Origin of the sequence: Pseudolysinimonas yzui (assembly GCF_014653215.1) — a bacterium.
GTDB classification, from domain to species: domain Bacteria; phylum Actinomycetota; class Actinomycetes; order Actinomycetales; family Microbacteriaceae; genus Pseudolysinimonas_A; species Pseudolysinimonas_A yzui.
In genome coordinates this window covers 57,726-80,811 of sequence record NZ_BNAI01000006.1, presented here as the reverse complement: position 1 = coordinate 80,811, position 23,086 = coordinate 57,726, and the positions used below count along the sequence as shown (strand labels likewise).

The window sequence follows — 23,086 nt, the reverse complement described above, 5'->3', positions numbered from 1 at the left end:
ACATCCTTGAGGCGTGCGTCGATACGCGGAATGGCTTCTGGGGTTCACCGCGCAGCAACCGCGCGAGTTCCGTCGCCTGCTGCGGATGCGGCGCGGCATCTACCGCAAGGTCGGCTCGCTGCACGCCGAAGTCGTTGCGAGCGCCGAACCGATCCCCTTCGACGAGATCCCGCACGGCGCGTTCCGCCCGATCCGGCCCGGTGACTCCTGGGGCGGGGTGCTCGAATGCGCCTGGTTGCGCCTCACCGGCGAGGTGCCGGAGGGCGTCGAGCGCCCGTACGTGATGCTCGGCATCCGCGGCGAGGGGCTGGTCTACTCCCCCGGCGGCGAGATCGTGGATGCCGTCACCACGGTGTTCCAGCAGGGCGACCTGCCGCACAGTGCCGGCAGATTCCGCCCGGTGCGTCACGTCGATTTCAGCAGCGGCCGCGTCGACCTCTACGCCGACGTCGCGCACAACGGCTTCATCATCTACCCGGTCGGCCGCGGGAGGTTCCACGGTGCGCACCTGGCCGTTCGGGATGACGCGGCCTTCGGCCTCTACTACGACTACCTGACCCTCACCCTGCTCGCTCACGCCACCGACGACGCGACGCTGTCGCGCGAGTTGCGCCGCAGCCTCGACGCCGCCTGGTCGGACTTCGAGGCCGGCGACATCCGGGGCGCTCGAGCGGTGCTCGCCGTGCCGCTCGCGCACCCGTCGACCGACGACTTCGCCTACAGCGCCGTCGGGCACGGGCACCTCGACATGGCCTGGCTCTGGCCGCTGCGGGAGACCCAGCGCAAGGCCGCCCGCACCTACAGCCGAGCCCTCGCCACGATCGACGACCATCCCGGGTACATCTTCGGCACCTCGCAACCGCAGCAGATGCTCTGGATGAAGGAGCGGCATCCCGATCTCTACCGGCGGATGAGGGCCGCAGTGGCCTCCCGACGCCTCGAGCTGCAGGGTTCGTTCTGGGTGGAGACCGACACCAACCTTCCCGGCGGCGAGTCGCTCGTGCGCCAGGCCGTCGTCGGACGCCGCTTCCTGCAGCAGGAGTTCGGGCTCACCGACGACGAGCTGCGGCTGTGCTGGCTGCCCGACACCTTCGGGTACTCCGGCGCGCTGCCGCAGATCCTGAGGAAGAGCGGGATGGACTGGTTTCAAACCATCAAGTTGGCGTGGAACAAGGTCAACAACCACCCGTACCGCACCTTCCACTGGGCCGGCATCGACGGCTCGACGGTGCTCGTGCACATGCCGCCCGAGGGCGACTACAACTCGCGCGCTGCAGCGGACGGGATGCTGCTCGGGCTCAAGCGCAACCCGGAGAGGGATCTCGGAACGGCGCTGCTGGTCTACGGCTCGGGTGACGGCGGCGGCGGGCCGGGCGAGATCCATCTCGAGCTGACGAGTCGGGAACACGATCTGCGCGGCCTGCCGAAGCTCGAGTACTCCCGGGCCGACGACTTCTTCCGCGAACTCGAGACGCTCGACGTGACGCACCGGTTCGACGGCGAGCTCTACCTCGAGGCCCACCAGGGCACCTACACGACGAACGCGGAGATCAAGAAGCACAACCGCATCGCCGAGCGGAAGCTGCACGAGGCCGAGGCCCTCGCCGCGATCACCGACCGCCCGGCGCGCGACGAGCTGGAGCAGCACTGGCGCGACGTGCTGCTGCAGCACTTCCACGACATCCTTCCGGGCACCTCGATCGCCCGGGTCACCCGCGAGACGGTCGCCGAGTTCACCCGGATCGCCGCCGAGCTGGATGACTACGCCGACGCGCGCCTCGGCGAGTTGCCCCACTCGGGCGAGGAGCTCGCCGCGCTGAACCTCACCGGGGTGCCTCGCGACGAGCATGTGCGGGTGGGCGACGCGTGGTTCCGCGCGCGGGTCGACCCCTACGCCGCCGCGACCCTCGAGCCGGCCGATGCGCACCCCGAACTGGTCGCCGACGGCGACCGGCTGGGCAACGGATCGCTGACGCTGACGTTCGGCGCGACCGGCGAGATCGTGTCGTGCCTCGACGCCACCGGAACCGAGCACGCCCGCGACGGACTCAACCGGCTCGTGCTGCACCGCGACCCCTACCAGTGGCCGTGGGACGCCTGGGACATCGACCAGGGCTACCTCCGCCGGCGACCACGGGTGCTGCGTCCGGCGACGGTGTCGAGCGCGGTCGACGGCCCGACCGCGGTGCGCACCCACGTGTTCCGGTTCGGCCGGTCGCGCATCGAGCAGCGCGTCATCCTCGAGGCGGGCAGCGACCTGGTGCGGTTCGAGACGCGCGTCGACTGGCACGAGAGCCACCGGATGCTGCGCGCCGACTTCCGGCCCACGCACTACGGCGACACGTCGAAGAGCGAGATCCAGTTCGGGCACATCGAGCGCCCGACCACCGAGAACGGTCCGGTCGAGACGGCGCAGTTCGAGATCTGCGCACACAAGTGGATCGCGACCGACACCCCCGAGGGAGGTTTCGCGGTTCTCAACGACTCGAAGTACGGCCATCGGGCGAAGCGCGGGCTGCTGTCGCTCACCCTGTTGCGCGCGCCGACCTTCCCCGACAAGACCGCCGACCGCGGCGCGCACTCCTTCGCCTACGCGTTCCGGCCGTTCGCGGCCGGTGACCTCACGTCGGTCATCGGCGACGGATACCGGCTGAACAACCCGCTGCGCATCGAGCCCGGGGTGTCGCTGGGCTCCTTCGCGGCGACGAGCGACCCGGGTGTCATCATCGAGACCATCAAGCCGGCCGAGAACGGCGACGGGGTGGTGGTGCGGATGTACGAGAGCCTCGGTCGCACGGCCGTGACCGCCCTGAGCACGCCCATCCCTCACACGCGCGCGACGGTCACCGACCTGCTCGAGCGACCCCAGCATCCCGCCGACCTCGACCGACTCGAACTCGGCCCATTCGAGATCCTGACCATCCACCTGGAGCAGACATGAGCGCGCCGATGACGACGAGCCGAGCCCCCCGCCCCGACCCGAGCCGCCGGGCGCAGAGCGTCGCGATCGTGACCGCCGCGTTCGGGCAGAACCTCGTCTACGCGACCGTGACGACCTTCCTGCTGTTCTACCTGGTGGAGTATGCGAAGTTCAGCACCACCGGAATCGCGGTCGTCACCGGCGTGCTCACCGTGGCCCGCATCGTCGACGCGATCGCCGACCCGGTGGTGGGCAGCCTGATCGACAGGACCCGTACGCGGTGGGGCAAGCTGCGGCCCTTCATCCTGTTCTCCGCTGCACCCGTCGCGATCTTCTCGGTGCTGCTGTTCGCGGTGCCCGATGCCGACGAGCCCGCGCAGCTCTGGTACTTCTCCGTGTGCTACCTCATCTGGGGACTCGTCTATGCCGCCTGCGACGTGCCGCTCTGGGGGCTGATCGGGTCGGCATTCCCCGAGAAGAAGTCGCGCGCCCGGGTGATCGGCAACGTGCGAGCGTTCGGCGCGATCTCGCTCGGCCTCGCCACCCTCGGAATGCCGTACCTCGCCCGACTGCTCAGCTTCGGCCCCGAGACCACGGCCGGCGGCTGGACGCTCGCGGTGATCGTGGTCGCGGGGTTCGGCATGGGAGTCTTCCTGCTCGCGTTCTTCGTGCCGCGCGAGAAGGCGATCACGACCGACCCGCTCACCTTCCGGCAACTGTTCGCGGCGCTCTTCGCGAACAAGCCGCTGCTCTCGGTGCTCGCCGGTTCGGTTCTGGGCGCCGGTCGGTACGTCGTGCAGGCCGGTGGCGCGGTGTTCGTCGTCGTCGTCTATGACGACGAGGCGGTGTTCACGATCGTCGGCGCGGGCATCATCCTCGGCATGATCACCGCATCGCTGACGACCCCGCTGCTGATGCGCCGCTTCGCCGGGCGCACCCTCATCCTGTTCACCTGCTTCGCGGGCGCCGCGGTCTACGTCGCGCTGTACTTCGTGGGCTTTGAGAACCTCCTCGTGCTGACGACGTTCATCTTCGTCACCGGGCTGCTGCTCGGCGTCTTCCTGGTGTCGCAGACGACGATGATCGCGGATGCGGTCGACCGCGCCGAGGATCTCACGGGAATCCGCAACGACGGCATCTCATTCGCGACGCTGACCTTCGTGACGAAGGTCATGAGCGCCCTCTCGGTGCTGCTGTTCGGCATCTTCGTCGTGATCGCCGGGTACGAGGGGGGCGGTATCGGGACACCCGAAGAACAGAACATCGTCTGGCTGGCGATCACCCTCGTTCCCGCCGCATCGTGCCTGCTCTCGGCGATCCCGTTCTGGCGGTATCGACTCGAATCAGAACGTTACCCAAGCGTTACCGAATAAGTTCGTCCTCGCGACAAAACTGGGAATACCTCGCCGATGACGACGGGGTACCACGAGGGGTCACCTCACTTTCGATGAAGAAGGGGAGAACCGTGAAGCGTGCTTCATTGATCTCCGTCGTCGCGATGGCCGGAATCTCGGCGATCGCATTGGCTGGCTGTACGAGCGGGGACGGCGGTGGCGACGCTGGAGCGACGCGCGCCTGCGTCATCCTGCCCGACGCCGCGTCGTCGCCCCGCTGGGAGACGCTCGACCGCAAGTACCTGCAGGAAGGTCTCGAAGCCGCCGGCTTCGAGGTCGACATCCAGAACGCGCAGGGTGACACCAACAAGTACGCCACCATCGCCGACCAGCAGCTCACCCAGGGCTGCGGCGTGATGCTGCTCGTCGACCACCAGGGAGCCGCCGTCGCCGTCGCCGAGAAGGCATCGGGCGAAGGCATCCCGGTCATCGCCTATGACCGTCCGATCGAGGGCGCCGACTACTACGTGTCGTTCGACAACTTCCAGGTCGGCGCGCTTGAGGGGCAGTCGATCGTCGACGGTCTCGAAGCCGCGGGCAAAGACCCGGCAACCGCCGTCGTCGTCTACATGGGCGGCGACCCGGCTGACGGCAACGCCGCCATGTTCCGCGACGGCGCCGTGAGCGTCATGGAAGCCGCCGGCATCACGCCGGCCGCCGAACCCCCGGGAATCTGGGACGGCGACAAGTCGGCGACCAACTTCGAGCAGGCGCTGACCTCGCTCGGTGGTGTGGTCGACGCCGTGTGGGCTGCCAACGACACCAACGCCGCGGGCGTCATCACGATCCTCGACAAGAACGGCCTCACCGTTCCGGTCTCGGGTCAGGACGCCTCGATCGCCGGTCTGCAGAACGTCCTCCTCGGCAAGCAGACCGCCACGGTCTACAAGCCGGTGAAGCTCGAGGCCGACGCCGCGGTCGAGACCGCCGTCGCGTTGCTCAAGGGCGAGACCCCGGAGGCCGACCAGGAGCTCGAGGACGGCACGCCGTACATCGCGGTCACCCCGGTGCTCGTCGGGCCGGAGCAGGTGAAGGATGTCGTCGACGCCGGCGACGCCGATGTGGCCGAGCTGTGCACCGGTGACGTCGCCGCCAAGTGCGAGGAGTACGGGATCTCCTGATCCTGTGACGCACTGATCCAGTGAAGGACCGGGGCTCCGGGCCAGGCCGAAAGGCCGAGCCCGGAGCCCCGGTTCGCTCCCCTCAGGTGTACGGTCGCGTCAAGCGCGGACGACGACGTTCGAAAGGAACCCAGGCATGAATGTGCCGATCATCGAGTTGACGGGGATCGTCAAGAGTTTCGGACCCGTGAGCGTGCTCAAGGGCGTCGATCTCAAGGCGTATCCCGGCAAGGTCACCGCTCTCGTGGGCGACAACGGCGCCGGCAAGTCGACGCTCATCAAGGGGCTCGCCGGCGTTCAGCCGTACGACTCCGGCAGCGTGAAGTTCGACGGCGAAGAGGTCGCGCTGCACACGCCGCGCCAGGCATCTGCCCTCGGCATCGAGGTCGTGTATCAAGACCTCGCGCTGAGCGACAACCTCGACATCGTGCAGAACATGTTCCTCGGCCGCGAGGAGACCAAGTGGGGCACCTTCGACGAGGGACTCATGGAGAAGGAGGCGTCGGACACGCTGCGCTCCCTCTCGGTGCGCACCGTGAAGTCGGTGCGCCAGAAGGTCTCGTCGCTCTCCGGCGGCCAGCGGCAGACGGTCGCGATCGCCCGCGCCGTGCTCAAGAAGGCCCGCGTCGTCATCCTCGACGAGCCCACCGCGGCCCTCGGCGTCGCGCAGACCGAGCAGGTGCTCAACCTCGTCAAGCGCCTCGCCGAACAGGGCGTCGCGGTCATCATCATCAGCCACAACCTCGCCGACGTCTTCGAAGTGGCCGACTACATCAGCGTGCTCTACCTCGGCCAGATGGTCGCCGAGCTCGAGACCTCGAAGACCACCCGCGACGATGTCGTCGGCTACATCACCGGAACGAAGACGTTCGAGGGAGCCAAGGCATGAGCTACCAGCACGACGGCACCGAGACCGGGCACGTGCCGGCGCCGACCGACCTCATCGGCAGCGGACAGGAAGGCTCCCTGCGCGACCAGATCACCGCGTGGTTCCAGCGGGTGCGCGGCGGCGAGATGGGCGCTCTCCCCGCCGTCGGCGGCTTCATCGTGCTGAGCGTCATGTTCTCGTTCCTCAGCCCGTTCTTCATGACCGACCGCAACTTCGCCAACCTGATGACGCAGGCGGCGACCCTCGTCATGCTCGGCATGGCGCTCGTGTTCGTCATCCTGCTCGGCGAGATCGACCTGTCGGCGGGCGTCACCGCCGGCGTCTCGATGTGCATCTTCATCGTGCTCGTCAACGTGCAGGGACTCAACTGGATCGTGGCGCTCGTGGTCGCCTTCGCGGTGGGCCTGGGCATCGGCACCTTCATCGGGTTCTTCGTAGCGAAAGTCGGCATTCCCTCGTTCGTCGTGACCCTCGGCCTCTTCCTCGGGCTCCAAGGGGTGCAGCTCATCGTGATCGGTTCGGGCGGCCTCTACCGGGTGCAGATCCCCGAGATCATCGCGATCCAGAACAAGAACCTCCCGGTCTGGGCCGGCTGGGTGCTGCTCGCCGTCGTGCTCATCGTCTCGGCGACCACGTCGTTCTGGGACCGCGCCCGCCGCGCCCGCGCGGGGGTTCCCAACCGCACGGTCACCCTTGTCTTCGCGAAGCTCGCCGCGATCCTCCTGATCGGGGGTTTCGCGGTGTTCCGGCTCAACGAGAACCGCGGCCAGGCCGGCACGGTGCTCAACGGCGAGACCGTCGGCGGCAACGTGGTGCAGGGCGTGCCGATCGTCGTGCCGTTCGTGCTCGCGATCCTGTGGGCGGGCACCTTCGTGCTCGACCGCACCAAGTACGGCCGCTACATCTACGCGATCGGCGGCAACGCCGAGGCCGCACGCCGCGCCGGTGTCAAGATCGTGTTCATCCGCTGGACCGCGTTCATGGTCTGCTCGAGCCTTGCGGTCGTGGCGGGGCTGTTCTCGATCTCGAAGGTGGGGTCGGTGGATGCCACTGCCGGTCGCGACCTCGTGCTGTCGGGTGTCGCCGCAGCTGTGGTCGGCGGGGTGAGCCTGTTCGGCGGGCGCGGCCGCCTCATCCATGCCGCTGTCGGTGCACTGGTGATCGCCGTCATCACCAACGGCCTCGGCCTGCTTAACCTGCCGGCCGGCGTCAACTACGCGGTCACCGGCGGGGTGCTCATCCTCGCGGCGACCGTCGACGCCGTATCGCGCAAGCGCGCAGGCGGCTCGGTACTGCGCACCTGACGATTCCGCGAAGGCAGCCGAGCTAGCCTCGGGGGATGAGTACGAACGAGAAGGCCCTGGCGCTCAAGGCGCTGCACGAAGCACCCGAGATCCTGCGGGTCGTCAACGTGTGGGATGCGGTCAGCGCGAAGGTGATCGCCGACCTGCCCGGCACGAAGGCGATCGCGACCGCCGGGCACTCGATCGCGGCGAGCCGCGGGTTCACCGACGGCGGGATGCCCCTCGACATCGCGCTCGACGGCGCGCGCATCATCGCCGAAGCCGTCGACCTGCCGGTGACCGCCGACCTCGACGACGGCTACGAGGACCCGGCGGAGACGATCCGCCGCGCGATCGGGTTCGGCATCGTCGGGGCGAACGTCGAAGACCGGATGCGCCCGTTCGACGAGGCGGTCGCGCGGGTCGCCGCGATCACCGCCGCCGCCGAGAAGGAGGGCGTCGCGTTCCAGCTCAACGCCCGCACCGATGCCCTCACGCCGCGCAGCGGCGACATCCCGCGCGACCAGAAGATCGCCGAAGCCATCGCGCGCGGGAAGGCGTTCCTCGACAACGGCGCCGCCCTGGTGTTCGTGCCCGGCGGACACCAGCGCGAGGTCGTCGAGCAGCTCGTCGCCGGCATCGGCCGCGGCAAGGTCTCGGTGATCGGGGTGCCCACGGCTCTGCCCGCCGCCGAGTACGAGGCGCTCGGCGTTGCCCGCATCTCGTATGGCCCGCTCCCCCAGCGCGTCGCGCTGCGGGCCCTGCGCGACCTCGGCACCGACCTCTACGGCACCGGCGTCATCCCTGAGGACACCCCGCCGCTCAACTGACCCCGCGTCGGCGGAGCGCTTCGCTCAGCCAGCGGGCATGCGTGTGCCACGGGTCGCGCCCGTCGGCGAGCGCCTCGATGTGGGCGCGCAGCCGCGGGGTGAGCGCGAACCATTCCGAGGTGCCGAGCCGGTCGTCGGCGAACTCGACGTGCCGGCGCTTCTCCACCGCGCGGTCACCCGGCTCGAACGCGAGCACCTCCTCGTGGAGGAGGGCGGCGAACCGCTGCCTCGGGTTGAACGTCGTGCCGATCTTCACCCGCTCCCCGAGCCGCAGGTAGTAGACGACGTCGACGCGCGGCAGCGGCAGCCCGGGATCGATGTACTCCCCGACCGGCCAGCCGCACACCGCGCACTCCTGCCCCGCCGAGGTGCGGATGCCGTCACGCGATCCGCAGACCCGGCACGGCGACTCGAGTTCGGGCACCGTGCCCTCAGGCTGCCGGGACCCGGTAGCTGGAGGTCACGACGATCGGCAGGTGATCCGACCCGCCGCGCGGCAGGGTCTCGACGCTCTCGATCTCCATGCCGGCTGAGGTCGCGAAGTCGAAGTGCCCGCGCACGACCTTGTAGCGGGTGTAGGTGCGCGAGTCGCTCAGGGTGAGGTCATAGCCGCCCTTGAGCATCCGCGTGCCGAGCTTCGCCTTGCCGAGGGGGTAGTTGTAGTCGCCCACCATGAGGGTGGGCAGGCCCGGTCCGAGTTCGCGGAGCAGCCGGTGAGCTGACGCGATCTGGTGTCGGCGCAGCGAGTTGAGCGCCGTGAGGGGCGACGCGTGGAAGGAGGCGACGAGCAACTCGCGGTCGTGCTCGACATCCCGAAGCCGCGCCGCCAGCAGCCGCTCGTGCGCCGGCGACGCGATGCGGTCGTGCCACCCCTTCTTGAGCGCGAACGCCTTGGTCTCCAGCGACTCGAAGCGGTCGCGGCGGTGGTAGATCGCCAGACCCAGCCGGTTGCGGTGCGTCGAATCGGCGAGGTGCAGCGGCCCGAGCTCGGAGGGCAGCGCCGTCGTCAGCGCCTCCTGCAGGCAGAGGATGTCGAGGTCGTACCGCTCGGTGAGGGCGACCAGCTCTCCCGCGGCCTTGTGCTTCTCGAGGTTGTAACTGAGCGTGCGCACCCCTCCACGCTAAGCCCGCTCGGACGAAGCTGGGCGACGGGGGTCGAACTCACGCCCCTCAGGGTGCGGTCGGGTTCAGAGCAAGGGCATGGGCGATCGACATCGTCGCCGGGTAGAGGCGACGGTAGAGCTCGTAGCGCTCGGCGTAGACGTCGCGCAGCTCCGCGCGCGGTCGCACGATCCGCTCCACCGGATTCCACGCATCGATGTGCACGTCGGCGATCGAGGAGGCCGCCAGGTACGCGGCGCCGAAGCTCGCGCCGATGGTCGTCGCGCAGACCACCTGCGTGAGGCCCGTGACGTCCGAGACGATCTGGGTCCACAAGTCGCCCTGGGTTCCGCCGCCCACGGCGACGACCCGGTCGATCGTCCCACCGCCTGCCCGGAACGCCTCGATGTTGTGCCGCACTCCCAGCGCCGTCGCTTCGAGCGCCGCCCGGTAGAGGTCACCGCGGGTGTGCGAGAGGGTCAGCCCGACGATCATGCCGCGCGCGTCGGGGTCGGCGATCGGCGTGCGCTCGCCCGCGAAGTAGGGCAGCATCAGCACGCCGTTCGCGCCGGGTGCCGACGCGGCAGCCTCCGCCAACAGCGACGGGTAGTCGGGCCGGCCGAACAGCTCGCGCAGCCAGCCGGTGATCGCCCCAGAGGTCGCCATGCCGCCGGCGAGGCTGTAGGTGCCCTCGAATGCACCGACCGTTCCCCAGAGACCCGGAGCCGAGGCCCGCTCGGCCACCGTGTTGACCAAGAACATCGTGGTTCCGTACATCAACATCAGGTCGCCCGGGTTCTGGGCGCCGACGCTGACCGCCTCCGTCCACGCGTCGATCGTTCCCGCGACCACGGGGATGCCTTCGGGCAGGCCGGTCGCCGCGGCGGCCCGCGCCGTGACGCCGCCCACGACCGTGTCGGCCCAGACGAGCCGAGGCAACGGGATGCCGCCCATGACCCGATCGGACCAGGGCCGGTACCAAGCGAGTGCCGCCGAGTCGTACAGCGGATTGCACTGGCTCGCCGACTGGTGATCGAGCACGTACTCGCCGGTCAGCCGGAAGGCGAGGAAGCTCGCGGGCATGAAAAGCCGCCGGGCACGCGCGAACACGTCGGGTTCGTTCTCGGCGACCCACGCGATCTTCGGGCCGGCCGCTTGAGTGGAGAGCGTCGACCCGCCGCGGGCGACGATCTGATCGTCACCCAGTTCGGCGGTCATGCGCGCGATCTGCTCGATCGCGCGCGTATCGACTCCGTAGAGGATGGCCGGCCGGAGCGGGATGCCCTCCGCGTCGGTCAGCACGACGCACGGACCCATCCCGCTGACGCCGACGGCGCGTACCCGGTGCTCGCCGGTGAGTTCTCGCGCGATCGACGTCAACTCCTGCCACCACAGCTCGGCCGGCATCTCGGCCCACCCGGGGTTCGGGCGCCACACCTCGTGTTCCCGGATCGCGCTCGCGATCACGACCCCGTCGAGTCCGACGAGCACGCCTTTGGTGCTCGAGGTGCCGACGTCGACTCCGAGTACTGCGTCAGACACCCGTGTCGCCGATGAGGTGCACGGTGACCCCCAGAGCGGCGAAGGCGGCTGCTTTCGCCGTCAACGCACGGGCGGCGGTCTCGGCGTCGGGCGCGTACACGAGCTGGGCGTGGTTGGCCTTGTGCCGGGCCATGAACTGGTCGCGGGTGACCCCGCTCAGCACGGCGTGCATGATCGGCCATTCGGGGTTGGTCGCCTGCCACCGGCGCTCCGTCTCCTCTGCGGGGAGGTCGATCGCCCGGCCCCGTCCGATGTCGAGGTGCAGCGTTCCGCGTTCGATGTAGACCCGCGACCAGACGATCTCTCCGGCCTTCGAGACTCCCTTGATCGTGGAGCCGCCCAGCGGGAAGTACATCGGATTCTGGCGCCATCCGCGCGCACCGGCGTACCCGTCCGCGAAGTGCGAGGGCGGCACCGATCCGGAGATCTCGAAGACCCAGACGAATTCTCCGTCGTACTCCTCTCCCCACCGCACGTCGTGGAGCGTCGTGGCCGGGTCGAGGCCCATCGCCTCCCACACGCGGTTGGTGACGAGCGCGTCGATCGCGACCCCCTCATCCGCCTCGTTGGCGAGCGGGAGCGCTCGCCCTTCCCAGAGCACACGAGACCCGTCGCGACTCGTCACCGGCGGCCGATCGACGTTGTTGATGAGGCCCTCCGGGAGGTCCGACGCCGGGCAGATGTCTTTGAGCCCCTGCTGGTACTGGATGCCGAGGGCGTCGACCCCGTAATCGTCGGCGATGCGCAGCAGCGCGATGTACATCTTCGCCTGCAGCAGCACCTGCCCCTCGGTCAGTTCGGTCGCCTCGTCGGACCCGAAGGCGAAGGTCATGCCCCGACCGGTGAGCCAGTCGACCACCGCCCGCGCCTCGTCGTCGGGCGTGCGCAGCATCTCGGCCCAGAGGGCGGATTGCGAGAGGCGTTCCTTGTAGATGCCGAGCGCGTTCATCAACTCGTCGTCGATGATCGCGTTGTACATGCCCATGCAACCTTCGTCGAACACGCCGAAGATGGCCTTGTCGGTGACGAGCTGGTGGGCGATCGCGTCGCCGAGCTGCCGCTCCGGCGAGTCGGGCAGCGCTGGCAGTGCGTGCACGTGCGAGGCGTCGTGCACGATCGTGCCGGTTTCGACCCAGCTGCGGATCCCGTCGAGGAACCACGGGTCGGTGAAGTCGACGCTCCAGATGGTCGAGTACGGCGTGCCCATCTTGGTCAGGCCGGCGTTGAGCCCGAGCAGCCCGACCAGACCCGGCGCGTCGCCTTCGAAGTTCGCGACCGTGAGGATGGGGCCGCGGTGGGTGCGCAGTCCCGCCAGCACGTGGTGGCTGTACTGCCACACCGACTCGGCCACGATGAGCGGCGCCTCGGCAGGGATTGCCCGGAAGACCTCGAGGCCCATCCTCTGGCTGGAGATGAAGCCGTGCCCGGTGGCCGGTTCGACGGGGTTGGCGCGCTGGATCTTCCAGCCGAGGTCGCCGAACGCCCGGGCGAGCGCGTCTTCCATCTTCACCTGCGTGGCCCATCCCGAACGGTTGGGGGCCTCGCGGAGATCGCCACTCGAGATCAGCCACGCCGTCTGGGGGACCGCCTGCGGGCGGGGGGCGATGTGGGGAAGAAGGTAAGGCGTGGGCATCGACGAGCTCCTTTGACCGGTAGTCGCCATCGAACCAGAAATCGATTACTCACGCAACCGATCACCGTCAGTAGGCTGTCGACAATGGTCAAGATCAGCGACGTCGCACGGGAGGCAGGAGTTTCGGTGGCCACCGTGTCCCGTGCCCTCAACGGGCTCGCGACCGTCAACCCCGAGTACGCCCAGCGCGTTCACATCGCGGCCGAGAAACTCGGCTATCGGGGCAACGCCATCGCCCGAGGACTGCGTCGTCGCAAGACCGACATGCTCGCCCTCATCATCAGCGACGTCGCCAACCCGTTCTACACCGCGATCGCGCGGGGCGTGGAGGACGTCGCAGAGAACAGCGGGTACTCCGTCATCCTCTGCAACGCCGACGAGGATGCCGCGAAGGAGAGTCGCTACCTGCGGGCCGTAGAGATCGGCCAGGTGGCCGGCGTGATCCTCTCACCCCACAGCGGAACCACGGACGTGTCGCGCCTGCGCGCCGCCGACGTGCCGCTCGTCGTGGTCGACCGACCGCTCGCCGAACCCGTCGACTCCGTGATGGTGCAGTCGGTCGACGGAGCCCGCGCAGCGACCCGCCACCTGCTCGACGAAGGGTGGCGTCGACCGGCGTGCGTCACCGGTCCCGCCGATGCCGCGACCGCGCTCGACCGGCTGCACGGCTACCGTCTCGCGCTCGCCGACTCGGGACTCGGCATCGCCGAGCGATTCGTCCACGGGCAGTTCAGCCAGGCCGACGGGGCTGCGGGCGCGAGCGCCCTGATCGACGGCGCCGAGCCTCCCGACTCGTTCTTCGCCGCGAACACCCAGCTGGCGCTCGGCGTCATCGCCGAGCTGCGGGCCCGCGGCCTTCGCATCGGACAGGATGTCGGCCTCATCATGTTCGACGACGCCCCCTGGGCGCCGTTCATCGACCCCCCGATCTCGGTCGTCGCCCAGCCCGCCTATGAGATCGGGGTGCACGCGGCTCGCCTTCTGCTCTCGCGCGTGACCGGCGCGGAGGCGGGGCCGGCTCGCGACCTGGTGCTCTCGACCGAGCTCGTCGTGCGTGGGAGTTCCCGCCGCGTTCCGACCTGACGAACGTTTCGGCTTGACAAGAAAACGCAATCATTCGAAGATCACGGAGTGATCGAGCCAGGAGGGTCGCCCCCGTCGGCGGCACGCAGGGCGCAGATCCTCTCCATGATCGAGCAACGCGGCTTCGCGAAGGTCGCTCAGCTCGCTACCCATTTCCACGTCTCCGAAGTCACCGTCCGCGCCGATCTCGACGCCCTCGCCGAGAGCCACGCGATCCAACGGGTTCACGGCGGCGCGATCGCCGGCCTCCACTCCGCTGCGCTGGAGTTGCCGTTCGAGCAGTCGCTCCGCACGTCCTGGGAGGAGAAACGTCGCATCGGGCGAGCGGCGGCCGCACTCGTGAAGTCGAACGAGGCGGTGATCCTCGACGTCGGCACGACGACGACCGCCATCGCGAGAGCTCTCATCACTCGTGAGGAGCTCGAGAACGTCGTCGTCATCACCAATGCGCTCAACATCGCCCTCGAGTTCGAAGCCTCCATCCCCCGGTTCACCGTCATCGTGACGGGCGGCACGCTCCGCCCGATGCAGCACTCACTCGTCGACCCGATGGCGGATGCCGTGCTCGACCGCATCCGCGCGCAGATCGCGTTCGTGGGCTGCAACGGGATCGATGCCGTCGCCGGCGTCACCAACGTCAACCTGCCCGAGGCCGACATGAAGCGCCGGATGCTGGCGACCGCGACCCGCGCCGTCGTCGTCGCCGACAGCTCCAAGATCGGGGTCGTCCAGCTGAGCCGGGTCGTGCCGCTCTCCGACATCGACACCCTGGTGACCGGCGCCGCCCCCGACGACCCGCGGCTGGAGGAGTTGCGGGATGCGGGCCTGGAGGTGCTGCTGAGCGACTAGGTGTGGGACGACTAGGCCGCACGCCCCGCCGAGCCGAACTCGCGCATCCGCTGGGCGACGATATCCCGCATCGCCGCCATCGTCACACCGATGACCGCGCTGGGTTCGACCTCACTGGGTCGGGCTGCCAAGAACTCGCGGAGAGCCGCCGTCCAGGTCAGATGCGAGTCCGTGCCCTGATTGACCTTCCGGATGCCCGACCCGATGCCCTCCTGCTTCTGGGTGGTCGCGATCCCATACGACTCGGGAAGAATCCCGCCGAACCGGTTGATCGTGGCCACCGCCTCCGGAGGGATCGAGGAACTGCCGTGCAGCACCAGGAAGGTACTCGGCAGCCTTTCCTTGATCTCCCGGATCAGGTCGATCCGCAGAGTCTGACCGCCCTCGTCGGTCGTGAACTTGACGGAGCCGTGGCTCGTCCCGACCGCGACGGCCAGCGCGTCGACGCCGGTGCGCTCGACGAAGTCCGCCGCCAGCGCGGGGTCGGCGAGCACGATGTCCTCGACCACACCCGAGACGCCCCCCTCGGCTCCGCCGATGGTCCCCAGCTCGCCTTCGACGCTGACCCCACGCGGATGGGCCAGTTCCACGACGGAGCGGGTCAGTTCCACATTGGCTTCGTACGACGCCGGCTCGTCGGTCACGACGTCACGGCTCGCATCGATCATCACGCTGGTGAACCCGTGCTCGATCGCCCGGGCGCAGTCGTCGAAAGTGCGACCGTGGTCGAGGTGCAACGTCACCTCGACTTCGTGGTAGCTGATGATGAGCTCGCGGAGGCGATCCCACCACCAGCCCTCGTCGGCGTACGGGTGGAAGCCGGCGATCGCCTGCACGATCACCGGCGACCGTTCCGCCCTCGCCGCGTCGAGTACGGCGACCGCCTGGTTGAGGTCGGACACGTTGAAGGCACCGACCGCATAGCCGCCCTCCTCCGCCCGCGAGAGGGTGGCTGCAAGGGTGTGGAGTGACACGAGAGAAGACCTTTCGAAGGAGGTGGGCTCAGAGCGAGGTTGTGATGCCGAGCGTCTCGAAGTCGAGCACGATCGGCTTGTCGGTGACGGATCGGGCGTGCAGCAGCACGCGCGCCGCCGACTCCACGGCGACCGAGGTCTTGAAGGCATCCCGAAGGTTGTCTCCCACGGTGAGCAGGCCGTGGTTGGCCCAGACGACCGCGTTCTTGTCACCCATGACGTCGCACATGGCGTCGCCGAAAGCGGTGTTGTTGCTGAGGGCGAACGGCATGATCGGCACATCGCCCTTGGTGTAGATCACCATGTTGACGAGCGTGCCCGTGATGGGTTCGCCGATCACGCCCCAGACGTTGGCGAAGACCGGCTCGGTGTGCACGATCGCCGTGACGTCGGGACGACGGCGGTAGACGGCCAGATGCACCGTCACCTCCGACGAGGGTTCATGCGGGCCGTCGATGACCGTGGCGTTTTCGTCGACGAGCACGATGTCGTCGGCCGTCATGCGGTCGTACTCGAGATCGGTCGGGGTGATGAGGAAGCGATTGACTTCATCGGGGACCCGAAGACTGATGTTGCCCTGCGTGTTGAAGTTCAGTCCGTACTCCATGGATCGCAGGCAATAGTCCAGGATCTCCTGCCTCGCCTTTTTCATGTCGAACGCGGTCATGGTGATGTCTCCTCATTGTGCGAAAGCGATTGGTGAAGGGGTCTGAGCGTCAGGTAGAGCTCTCGGAACGCCGCGCGCTGGCGGTCGTACCACGCGCGATGCCGGGGGTCGGGGGCGGACGCCGTCATCTGATCGGCGTCGGGAACTGCGGGAAGTGCGGTGAGGCCGGAGTAGACGCCCAGGCCGACACCGGCGATCAGGGCGGCGCCGCGAGCCGCCGCGCTGCCGGAGACCGGGCTCAGGTCGATGCCCGCCGCGTCGGCCCGGATGTCGAGGGCGATGCGGTTCGCCGCCCCGCTTCCGACGGCGCGCACGGCGCCCACCGGAATTCCGGCGGCGGCGAAGGCCGCGAGGATCTTCGCCAGCTCGAAGCCCGTCGCCTCGAGGAACGCGCGGGCAAGTTGCGGGTGATCGGTGGTGAGGGTGAGGCCCGCGATGACGCCGCGCGCCTCGGTGTCGTTGTCGAGGGTTCCCGATCCGGTGAAGTAGGGAAGCACGAGCAGCCTCGGCGGCGTTTCGGACGGATGCGCAAACAGCTGCTCGAGAGGTTGATCGACGAGGTCGGCGAACCATTCCAGCGCCCACCCGCCCGCGGCCGTGCCGGCGAGCGTGACCCACAGTTCGTCGGTGAGCGGGTAGCTCGCGAAGCCGGTCGTCTCCAGCCCGGCCGGACGAGCGACGGTCGCAACCGTCAGGCAGTCGCTCGTGCCGAGGGCGAACACCGACGAGTCGCCGGCGCGCCCGCCTGCCCCCAGGAACGACGCGGCTTGGTCGTGCACGCCCGCGACGATCACGGTACCGACGGCGAGGCCGGTGCGTTCCGCTGCGGTCGCCGAGATGGCGCCGATCGGGCTCCCCGCCGGAACGGGATTCGGCAGCGACGCCATGGTGAGCCAGGGGGCCCTCCCGGCAACGGCAGCGATGATCTCCTCCGACCAGGTGCGGGTCGTCACGTCGAAGGCACCCGTCCGAGCCGCCATCGAGTAGTCGATCACGGGGCCCGCGCCGAGCCGCTCGGCGAGGAATCCGTCGAGGCAGCGGTAGCCCGCGACCTCGTCTCCCGACCACCCCGGGCCGCCCGCGGCGATCTTGTAGACGGAGAACATGGGATGAAGCGGTTGCCCCGTGATGACCTGCACCCGTTCGCGACCAAGTCGATCGCCGAGATCGGATGCCGCTTGCATCCCTCGGCGATCCATGCTCACGGGGCTTCGTGCGAGAGCTCTACCCTCGCGGTCGATCGGGACAACCGCCTCACCCTGCACGCTGAACGACACCGCTTCCACGGGGTCGTTCAGCACGGCCGGATGAGCGATCACCTGTCTGATCGCGGACTCGGCCGCAGTCGCCACGGCTTCGGCATCGGTGGTCACGATGCCATCGCGGCCATGAACGAGGGAGGTCGGCAGCGACGTCGTCGCGAGCATCCTGCCCTGCCTGTCGTAACACGCCGCCCGGACTCCGCTCGTGCCCAGGTCGATCCCCAGCAGGCTCATTTGATCGCCCCGGCCAGTCCGTTGACGAGATAGCGCTGCACGAGCAGGAACACCAGCACGACGGGAATGGAGATCAGCACGAGGATCGCGAACAGCGCTCCCGGCTGGCTCAGGAAGATGCCGCGATAGGCGAGCGGCACCAGGGTGAGCGGTTTGAGCTCGGTGCTGCTGAGTGTCACGAGCGGCAGGAGGAAGTCGTTCCACGACATCATGACCTGCCAGATGACGACCACCGCGAGCGCAGGACGTGCGAGAGGGAAGTAGACCTGCCAGAAGATCTGCCAGGCGTTGGCGCCGTCAGTGACGGCCGCCTCGTACGTCTCGTAGGGAATCGCCAGGAACGAGGTGCGGATGATGATGATCGCGAACGGCAGGCCCAGCGCCGAGTAGACCAGCACCAACCCGAGCAGCGAGTCATAGAGACCGATCGCCTGCAGGATCTTGAAGGTCGCGACGACGATTCCCGACATCGGCAACACCAAGGCGAGGATGAGCGCGCCGAAGATCAGGCCACGCAGCGGCACCCGCAGCCGCGCGAGCGCGAAGGCCGCCATCGAACCGACGACGATGACGATCACGACCGACGGCACCGCGATGAGCAGGCTGTTTCCCAGGTGCTGGAGGATCGGGTTCTGCTGCCACACCGTCAGGTAGTTGGAGAAAGACGGCTGCGCCGGCAGGATGCCGAAGAAGGTCGTCGTGGGATTCGACGGCGGCATCAGCGAGAGCCCGACGACCATCACCACGGGGATCATCCACACTGCGGCTACCGGGATCAGGATCGCGTGGAGCCAGCGTCCCGGAGTGCGGGAGCGGCGGCGGGTCGACGTGGTCATTTCTCGTCTCCCGAGATGAAGCCCGCGCCGAACACCCGCACCATCGAGAGCGAACTGGCGACCGCGATGACGATGAGCACGACGCTAATCGTGGAGGCGTACCCGACGCTCTGCAACTGGAACGCCTGCTGGAACGCGTACGTCGGCAGCATCTCCGAGGCGTGCGCCGGTCCACCTTGGGTGAGCACGTAGACGAGCTCGAAGGTCTTCAGGGAGCCGATGATTCCCAGCAGGAGCAGCGAGAGGTGGGTCGACTTGAGCAGGGGAAAGGTGATGCGCCAGGTGGTCTGAAAGGAGTTCGCACCGTCGATCCGGGCGGCCTCCAGCACGCTGGTATCGATGAGTTGCAGACCAGCCAGGTAGAACAGCATCGAGAAGCCGGTCCACATCCAGATGTTGACGACGATGACCGCGAAGATCGCGGTGTCGGGGTCGGCCAGGAAGCTGCCTCCCAGCCAGTCGAGCCCCGTCGCCTTGCCCACCGAGGCGAAGACGCCGTTGAACGGATCCATGACCCGCTGCCAGACGATCCCCACCACGACGGGCGAGAGGATCGCCGGGATGAAGAACAGCGCGCGGTAAAAGGTGCTGGCGAAGATCCCGCGGTTGAGGGCGAGGGCCAGCAGGAGGCCGATGAGCGCCTGCGGCACGATGGTGAGCGGGATCCAGTACGCCGAGTTGCGGAGGGTGATGAGGAACGTCGGGTCCTGGAACAGCCGAACGTAGTTGTCCAGGCCGATGAACGTTCCCGGGTTCACGCCGTCCCACTCGAGGGTGCTCGCCTGGATGTTGTAGACGATCGGGTAGACGACGAAGACCGCGAAGAGGGTGAGGGCGGGGAGCAGGAACAGGAGTCCTGTCGTGTTCTGTCTGAGCTTGGTTCTCATGGGAATCCACCTGACGGGATGCCTCGGCTGTAAGCGGGCCGAGGCATCCCCTCGCAGGGTTGTGTTATCCGTTGACCTCGTCAGAGACGGCTTGAATCGCCGCGGCGGCCTCTTCAGGGGTCTGCGCTCCCGTGGCGACCGCCGCGAGGGCATCCGCTACGGCCTGGTCGACCTTGGGGTCGTCGAAGTAGCGCGAGTACTTCACCTGCGGCAGCCAGTCGTTGACGAACGTGTTCCAGATCGCCTCCTGCTTGTCGCTCGTGAAGGTCGACGGCTCGAGGCCGGCCACCGCGGGCACGTCGTTCATGGTGTCGACGAGCTTCTGTCCGCCTTCACCGGCGATCCAGTCCGTCAGCACCTTGCAGGCGAGGTCGGGGTTGGCTGCGTCCTTGGAGATGCCGAGCGCGACGTCGATGCCGCCGACGAACTGCGACTCGTCGGCCCCACCGGGGATGGTCGGGAACAGGAACGGCTCGAAGCCGGCCATGCCCTGCGAGAGCGGCGGGATCTCTGACTGGTCCTTGGTGGGATCAGACTGCTGAATCCACCACGCGCCCAGCGGGATCATCGCCGCGTTGCCCGCCTCGAACTGGTTCGCACCGCTCGGGTAGGCATCCAAGCCGATGGCGCCCTCCTGAGCGATGCCGTCGGTGAAGAGCTTCCCCCAGTACTCAAGGGCGGTGACGATGTCGGGGTTCGTCCACGAGTCTTCGCCGCTCTCCGCCTGGTAGACCAGGCCGGGGTTCACGTTGTTGACGATCTGCAGGAACACCGCGTTGCGCAGCCAGCCGTCCTTGGCGGGAAGCATGAACGGCGCGTAGTCGCCGCCCGAGAGCTGCCCGACCGTGGCCTTGAGCTCGTCCCAGGTGGTCGGGATGGTGGCCCCGGCCGCGTCGAACAGTTCCGTGTTGGCCCACAGGTTGACCGTCTGCACGAGGATCGGCAGCGAGTAGAAGTTCTCGTCGCCCTCGGGGTTGCCTGCGCGGGCCTGCTCGATCCCGATCGGATAGAACTTGCTCTGCCAATCTTCTCCCCAGACCGATGCGGCGCAGTCCTGCAGCGGCATCAGGTTGGAGCGGTACTGCTGGGTGAGCGCACCCGGCTGCAGGCCGACGATGTCGGGGAACGTGTTGGAACTCGCCCGGGTCTGAAGGTCGACCAGGTATTCCGGGTAGTTGAAGATCGTGGCCTCGATCGTGGTTCCCGGGTTGGCCGTTTCGAAGGCGTCGACCATCTGCTGGGTGGTCTGCTCGATGGGGCTCCAGGAACGGAAGGTGACGGTGTTCTCGTCGCCGCCCGACGACCCCGTCGAGCCTCCTCCCGCGCATGCCGCGAGGCCGAGGCCCAAGGCCGCGACCCCGGCGATCGCCGCTGTCTTTCGTCGGTTCATTGCTGTGTCCTCTCTGACTTCGTTGTAGTGAGGTATTCGTGATCGTCACGAGTACTGCTGCGTGGAGTTTAGGTTTTCTTCGAAATCAGCCGCAAGAAATCAGGGAATTAATGCGCATCACTTGCGGAAACTTGCGGATAGAACGATCGCCCGGGTTGCGCAAACAACGAAAATCCGCACTAACTCGACGGGAGTCGAGGCAACGTCGGATTGCGTCGTGCGACGAGCAGCACGCGATCTTCGAGCTGCTCGAAGCGGTGGCGGCGGCGGCAGATCGCCGTCAGTCGCCGTTGGCGCGTCGCACGAGTTCGTCGATGACGCCCTCCGGGATGCGGTCACCGGCCATCGCGACGACGCGTTCCAGCGAGAAGAACCCGACCGGCGCGAGCACCTTCTCGTCGACGCCCGCCTCGGCGAGGGCATCCCGGATCAGCGGTCCGCCGACGGGGTGCTTCAACCAGGTGCGCACCGAATCCTTCGGCGTGAGCTGGGGAGTGCTCACGGCAGCGACACCGCCGGCAGGTCGAACCACCGCAACCGTTCGAGATCGTCGCCGAGCACGGCATCCGTCGCCTGCGGAACCGTGTCGACATCCGGCAGTGACGCGAACAGCGCCCGCGCCTCGTCGAGGTAGTCGGCGAGCACCGACTCCGGGGCCGTGTCGTCGTGCCGCGGGTAGGTCATCCGGCCGTCGGCGTCGTAGCCCACGTCGGTGAGCCGCAGCGGCGGCTCGACCGGGCCGTTCTCGTGGCGCCAGAGTCCCGACTCGAGCGAGAACCGGTAGTGCGGCACGAGCTTCCAGCCGTAGTCGGCGACGAGTTCCACGGCCTCCACGATGTAGCGGAACACGGTTTCGCTGATGAAGTAGTTGAAGTTCACCCGCACCCAGCCGGGCTTGATGCCTTCGCAGCCGCGGGCGATCTCGCGCTCGTACTCGTGGGAACGCTCGATGTCGATGCCGAGCAGCCGGTGCCCGTACGGGCCGGCGCACGAGCATCCGCCCCGCGACTGGATGCCGAACAGGTCGTTGAGGATCGCGACGACCGCGTTGTGGTGCAGGTACTTGCCGCCCGGACGTTTCACGACGAACGAGATGATCGAGAGTCGCTCGGCGTCGGGGTTGCCGAGGATCTGGATATTGGGGTGGCGGTGCCACGACTCCACCGCGCGGGTCAGGAACTCGTCTTCGACCGCACGGATGGTGCCGACGCCGACGGCATCCTTCAGCTGGAACACCAGACCCGCGCGGATCGACTCGATGATCGCCGGCGTGCCACCCTCCTCGCGGTGCGCGGGGTCGGTGAGGTAGCGATGCTCGAGCGGGTTCACGTAGGCGACGGTGCCGCCGCCGACGACGTCGGGCACCGAGTTGGTGAGGATACGGCGGTGCGCGATCAGCACCCCCGGGGTTCCCGGCCCGCCGATGAACTTGTGCGGCGAGAGGAACACGGCGTCGAAGTCGCCGGCCGTGACGTCGATGTCGACGTACGGGGCGGCGGCCGCGAAGTCCCAGAGGGCGAGGGCGCCGTGCTCGTGCAGGGTGCGAGTGACGAGCGACGTGTCGGTGATGATGCCGGTCACGTTGCTCGCGGCGCTGAACGAGCCGATCTTCAGCGGGCGGTCGGCGTACGTCGCGAGGGCTTCTTCCAGGGCATGGATGTCGACGTGCCCGTCTCCGTCTTCGGGGATGGTGACGACGTCGGCAATGCTCTCGCGCCACGGCAGCTCGTTGCTGTGATGCTCGAACGGTCCGATGAAGACGACCGGCCGCTGCTCCTTCGGGATGGTCGCGCTCAGCCCGTAGCGGCGGTCGAGGTCGGCCGGGATGCGCAACCCGAGGATGCCGACCAGCTTGTCGATCGCGGCCGTCGACCCGCTGCCGGTGAAGATCACGACGGTGTCGTCGGTGCCGTGCACGCTGCGGCGGATGGCGGCGCGGGCATCCTCACGCAGTCGCGTCGTCTGCAACCCCGTGCCGGAGGACTCGGTGTGGGTGTTCGCGTAACGCGGCAGCACCTCGTCGCGGATGAAGTCTTCGATGAACGTCAGCGACCGGCCGCTCGCCGTGTAGTCGGCGTACGTCATGCGGCGCGGGCCGAACGGGCCGGGCATCACCTGGTCGTCGCCGATCACCGACTCACGGATGCGGTCGAGGAGGGGATGTTCGGCGAGCGCCATGCCCCATTATCGG

At 68.1% G+C, this 23,086-nt stretch carries 20 protein-coding genes; 8 read left to right on the top strand and 12 right to left on the bottom strand.

Going from position 1 to position 23,086, the window contains the following annotated elements; genetic code table 11:
- The first annotated feature begins 13 nt into the window (after positions 1-13).
- The 6 genes from IE173_RS12725 to IE173_RS12700 all read left to right on the top strand — a co-directional run bounded on the left by IE173_RS12725 (position 14) and on the right by IE173_RS12700 (position 8,437).
- Complete coding sequence (locus IE173_RS12725) at positions 14-2,941, top strand: alpha-mannosidase (RefSeq protein WP_191283890.1); 2,928 nt, start codon at positions 14-16, stop codon at positions 2,939-2,941.
- 8 nt (positions 2,942-2,949) lie between these two features.
- Complete coding sequence (locus IE173_RS12720) at positions 2,950-4,293, top strand: MFS transporter (RefSeq protein ID WP_191283889.1); 1,344 nt, start codon at positions 2,950-2,952, stop codon at positions 4,291-4,293.
- Positions 4,294-4,385: 92 nt separating this feature from the next.
- Positions 4,386-5,435: a sugar ABC transporter substrate-binding protein gene (locus IE173_RS12715; protein ID WP_191283888.1), complete on the top strand. Its 1,050-nt coding sequence runs from the start codon at positions 4,386-4,388 to the stop codon at positions 5,433-5,435.
- A 136-nt stretch (positions 5,436-5,571) separates the two neighbouring features.
- Positions 5,572-6,324, top strand: coding sequence for an ATP-binding cassette domain-containing protein (locus IE173_RS12710; protein WP_191283887.1), 753 nt, complete (start codon positions 5,572-5,574; stop codon positions 6,322-6,324).
- The gene (locus tag IE173_RS12705) at positions 6,321-7,628 is read left to right on the top strand and encodes a sugar ABC transporter permease (RefSeq protein WP_191283886.1); all 1,308 of its coding nucleotides are present in this window, start codon (positions 6,321-6,323) and stop codon (positions 7,626-7,628) included. The genes IE173_RS12710 and IE173_RS12705 overlap by 4 nt, the downstream gene beginning before the upstream one ends.
- A 35-nt stretch (positions 7,629-7,663) precedes the next feature.
- Positions 7,664-8,437 (top strand): isocitrate lyase/PEP mutase family protein, encoded by a 774-nt coding sequence (locus IE173_RS12700; protein ID WP_191283885.1) that lies wholly within the window; start codon positions 7,664-7,666, stop codon positions 8,435-8,437.
- Here IE173_RS12700 and IE173_RS12695 read toward each other — a convergent pair.
- Genes IE173_RS12695 through IE173_RS12680 form a run of 4 tightly spaced genes read right to left on the bottom strand, consistent with a single transcriptional unit; the run spans position 8,430 to position 12,713 of the window.
- Entirely contained in the window at positions 8,430-8,861 is a 432-nt protein-coding gene (locus IE173_RS12695) for a GIY-YIG nuclease family protein (RefSeq protein ID WP_191283882.1), read from the bottom strand. The genes IE173_RS12700 and IE173_RS12695 overlap by 8 nt on opposite strands.
- A gap of 7 nt (positions 8,862-8,868) precedes the next feature.
- Positions 8,869-9,549: an endonuclease/exonuclease/phosphatase family protein gene (locus IE173_RS12690; RefSeq protein WP_191283880.1), complete on the bottom strand. Its 681-nt coding sequence runs from the start codon at positions 9,547-9,549 to the stop codon at positions 8,869-8,871.
- Positions 9,550-9,607: 58 nt separating this feature from the next.
- On the bottom strand, positions 9,608-11,080 hold the full coding sequence (locus IE173_RS12685; protein WP_191283878.1) for an FGGY-family carbohydrate kinase: 1,473 nt from the start codon (positions 11,078-11,080) through the stop codon (positions 9,608-9,610).
- Entirely contained in the window at positions 11,073-12,713 is a 1,641-nt protein-coding gene (locus tag IE173_RS12680; protein ID WP_191283876.1) for a fucose isomerase, read from the bottom strand. Before IE173_RS12680 ends, IE173_RS12685 begins: the two co-directional genes overlap by 8 nt.
- Before the next feature lie 84 nt (positions 12,714-12,797).
- Here IE173_RS12680 and IE173_RS12675 point away from each other — a divergent pair, with 84 nt between their 5' ends.
- Complete coding sequence (locus IE173_RS12675; RefSeq protein WP_191283875.1) at positions 12,798-13,796, top strand: LacI family DNA-binding transcriptional regulator; 999 nt, start codon at positions 12,798-12,800, stop codon at positions 13,794-13,796.
- A gap of 48 nt (positions 13,797-13,844) precedes the next feature.
- Complete coding sequence (locus tag IE173_RS12670) at positions 13,845-14,645, top strand: DeoR/GlpR family DNA-binding transcription regulator (protein ID WP_229842096.1); 801 nt, start codon at positions 13,845-13,847, stop codon at positions 14,643-14,645.
- Positions 14,646-14,656: 11 nt separating this feature from the next.
- Here the strand turns inward: IE173_RS12670 and IE173_RS12665 are convergent, their stop codons facing one another.
- The 8 genes from IE173_RS12665 to IE173_RS12630 all read right to left on the bottom strand — a co-directional run bounded on the left by IE173_RS12665 (position 14,657) and on the right by IE173_RS12630 (position 23,073).
- Complete coding sequence (locus IE173_RS12665; protein ID WP_191283919.1) at positions 14,657-15,619, bottom strand: ketose-bisphosphate aldolase; 963 nt, start codon at positions 15,617-15,619, stop codon at positions 14,657-14,659.
- A gap of 28 nt (positions 15,620-15,647) precedes the next feature.
- Positions 15,648-16,286: a class II aldolase/adducin family protein gene (locus IE173_RS12660; protein ID WP_191283873.1), complete on the bottom strand. Its 639-nt coding sequence runs from the start codon at positions 16,284-16,286 to the stop codon at positions 15,648-15,650.
- Positions 16,283-17,782: an FGGY-family carbohydrate kinase gene (locus IE173_RS12655; protein WP_191283872.1), complete on the bottom strand. Its 1,500-nt coding sequence runs from the start codon at positions 17,780-17,782 to the stop codon at positions 16,283-16,285. Before IE173_RS12655 ends, IE173_RS12660 begins: the two co-directional genes overlap by 4 nt.
- Positions 17,779-18,618, bottom strand: a complete 840-nt coding sequence (locus IE173_RS12650) for a carbohydrate ABC transporter permease (RefSeq protein ID WP_191283870.1) — start codon at positions 18,616-18,618, stop codon at positions 17,779-17,781. Before IE173_RS12650 ends, IE173_RS12655 begins: the two co-directional genes overlap by 4 nt.
- Positions 18,615-19,505 (bottom strand): carbohydrate ABC transporter permease, encoded by an 891-nt coding sequence (locus tag IE173_RS12645; RefSeq protein WP_191283868.1) that lies wholly within the window; start codon positions 19,503-19,505, stop codon positions 18,615-18,617. The genes IE173_RS12650 and IE173_RS12645 overlap by 4 nt, the downstream gene beginning before the upstream one ends.
- A 64-nt stretch (positions 19,506-19,569) precedes the next feature.
- Positions 19,570-20,895, bottom strand: a complete 1,326-nt coding sequence (locus IE173_RS12640; RefSeq protein WP_191283867.1) for an ABC transporter substrate-binding protein — start codon at positions 20,893-20,895, stop codon at positions 19,570-19,572.
- A gap of 280 nt (positions 20,896-21,175) precedes the next feature.
- Positions 21,176-21,397, bottom strand: a complete 222-nt coding sequence (locus IE173_RS12635; RefSeq protein WP_191283865.1) for a hypothetical protein — start codon at positions 21,395-21,397, stop codon at positions 21,176-21,178.
- On the bottom strand, positions 21,394-23,073 hold the full coding sequence (locus IE173_RS12630; RefSeq protein ID WP_191283864.1) for an aminotransferase class V-fold PLP-dependent enzyme: 1,680 nt from the start codon (positions 23,071-23,073) through the stop codon (positions 21,394-21,396). Before IE173_RS12630 ends, IE173_RS12635 begins: the two co-directional genes overlap by 4 nt.
- Positions 23,074-23,086 lie beyond the last annotated feature (13 nt).

What these genes read in the sequence shown, in the direction of transcription:
- IE173_RS12720 (WP_191283889.1), top strand. Translation starts at nt 2,950, where the DNA reads ATGACGACGAGCCGAGCCCCCCGCCCCGACCCGAGCCGCCGGGCGCAG.
- IE173_RS12710 (WP_191283887.1), top strand. Translation starts at nt 5,572, where the DNA reads ATGAATGTGCCGATCATCGAGTTGACGGGGATCGTCAAGAGTTTCGGA.
- IE173_RS12705 (WP_191283886.1), top strand. Translation starts at nt 6,321, where the DNA reads ATGAGCTACCAGCACGACGGCACCGAGACCGGGCACGTGCCGGCGCCG.
- IE173_RS12700 (WP_191283885.1), top strand. Translation starts at nt 7,664, where the DNA reads ATGAGTACGAACGAGAAGGCCCTGGCGCTCAAGGCGCTGCACGAAGCA.
- IE173_RS12680 (WP_191283876.1), bottom strand. Translation starts at nt 12,713, where the DNA reads ATGCCCACGCCTTACCTTCTTCCCCACATCGCCCCCCGCCCGCAGGCG.
- IE173_RS12675 (WP_191283875.1), top strand. Translation starts at nt 12,798, where the DNA reads ATGGTCAAGATCAGCGACGTCGCACGGGAGGCAGGAGTTTCGGTGGCC.
- IE173_RS12660 (WP_191283873.1), bottom strand. Translation starts at nt 16,286, where the DNA reads ATGACCGCGTTCGACATGAAAAAGGCGAGGCAGGAGATCCTGGACTAT.
- IE173_RS12655 (WP_191283872.1), bottom strand. Translation starts at nt 17,782, where the DNA reads ATGAGCCTGCTGGGGATCGACCTGGGCACGAGCGGAGTCCGGGCGGCG.
- IE173_RS12650 (WP_191283870.1), bottom strand. Translation starts at nt 18,618, where the DNA reads ATGACCACGTCGACCCGCCGCCGCTCCCGCACTCCGGGACGCTGGCTC.
- IE173_RS12645 (WP_191283868.1), bottom strand. Translation starts at nt 19,505, where the DNA reads ATGAGAACCAAGCTCAGACAGAACACGACAGGACTCCTGTTCCTGCTC.
- IE173_RS12640 (WP_191283867.1), bottom strand. Translation starts at nt 20,895, where the DNA reads ATGAACCGACGAAAGACAGCGGCGATCGCCGGGGTCGCGGCCTTGGGC.
- IE173_RS12630 (WP_191283864.1), bottom strand. Translation starts at nt 23,073, where the DNA reads ATGGCGCTCGCCGAACATCCCCTCCTCGACCGCATCCGTGAGTCGGTG.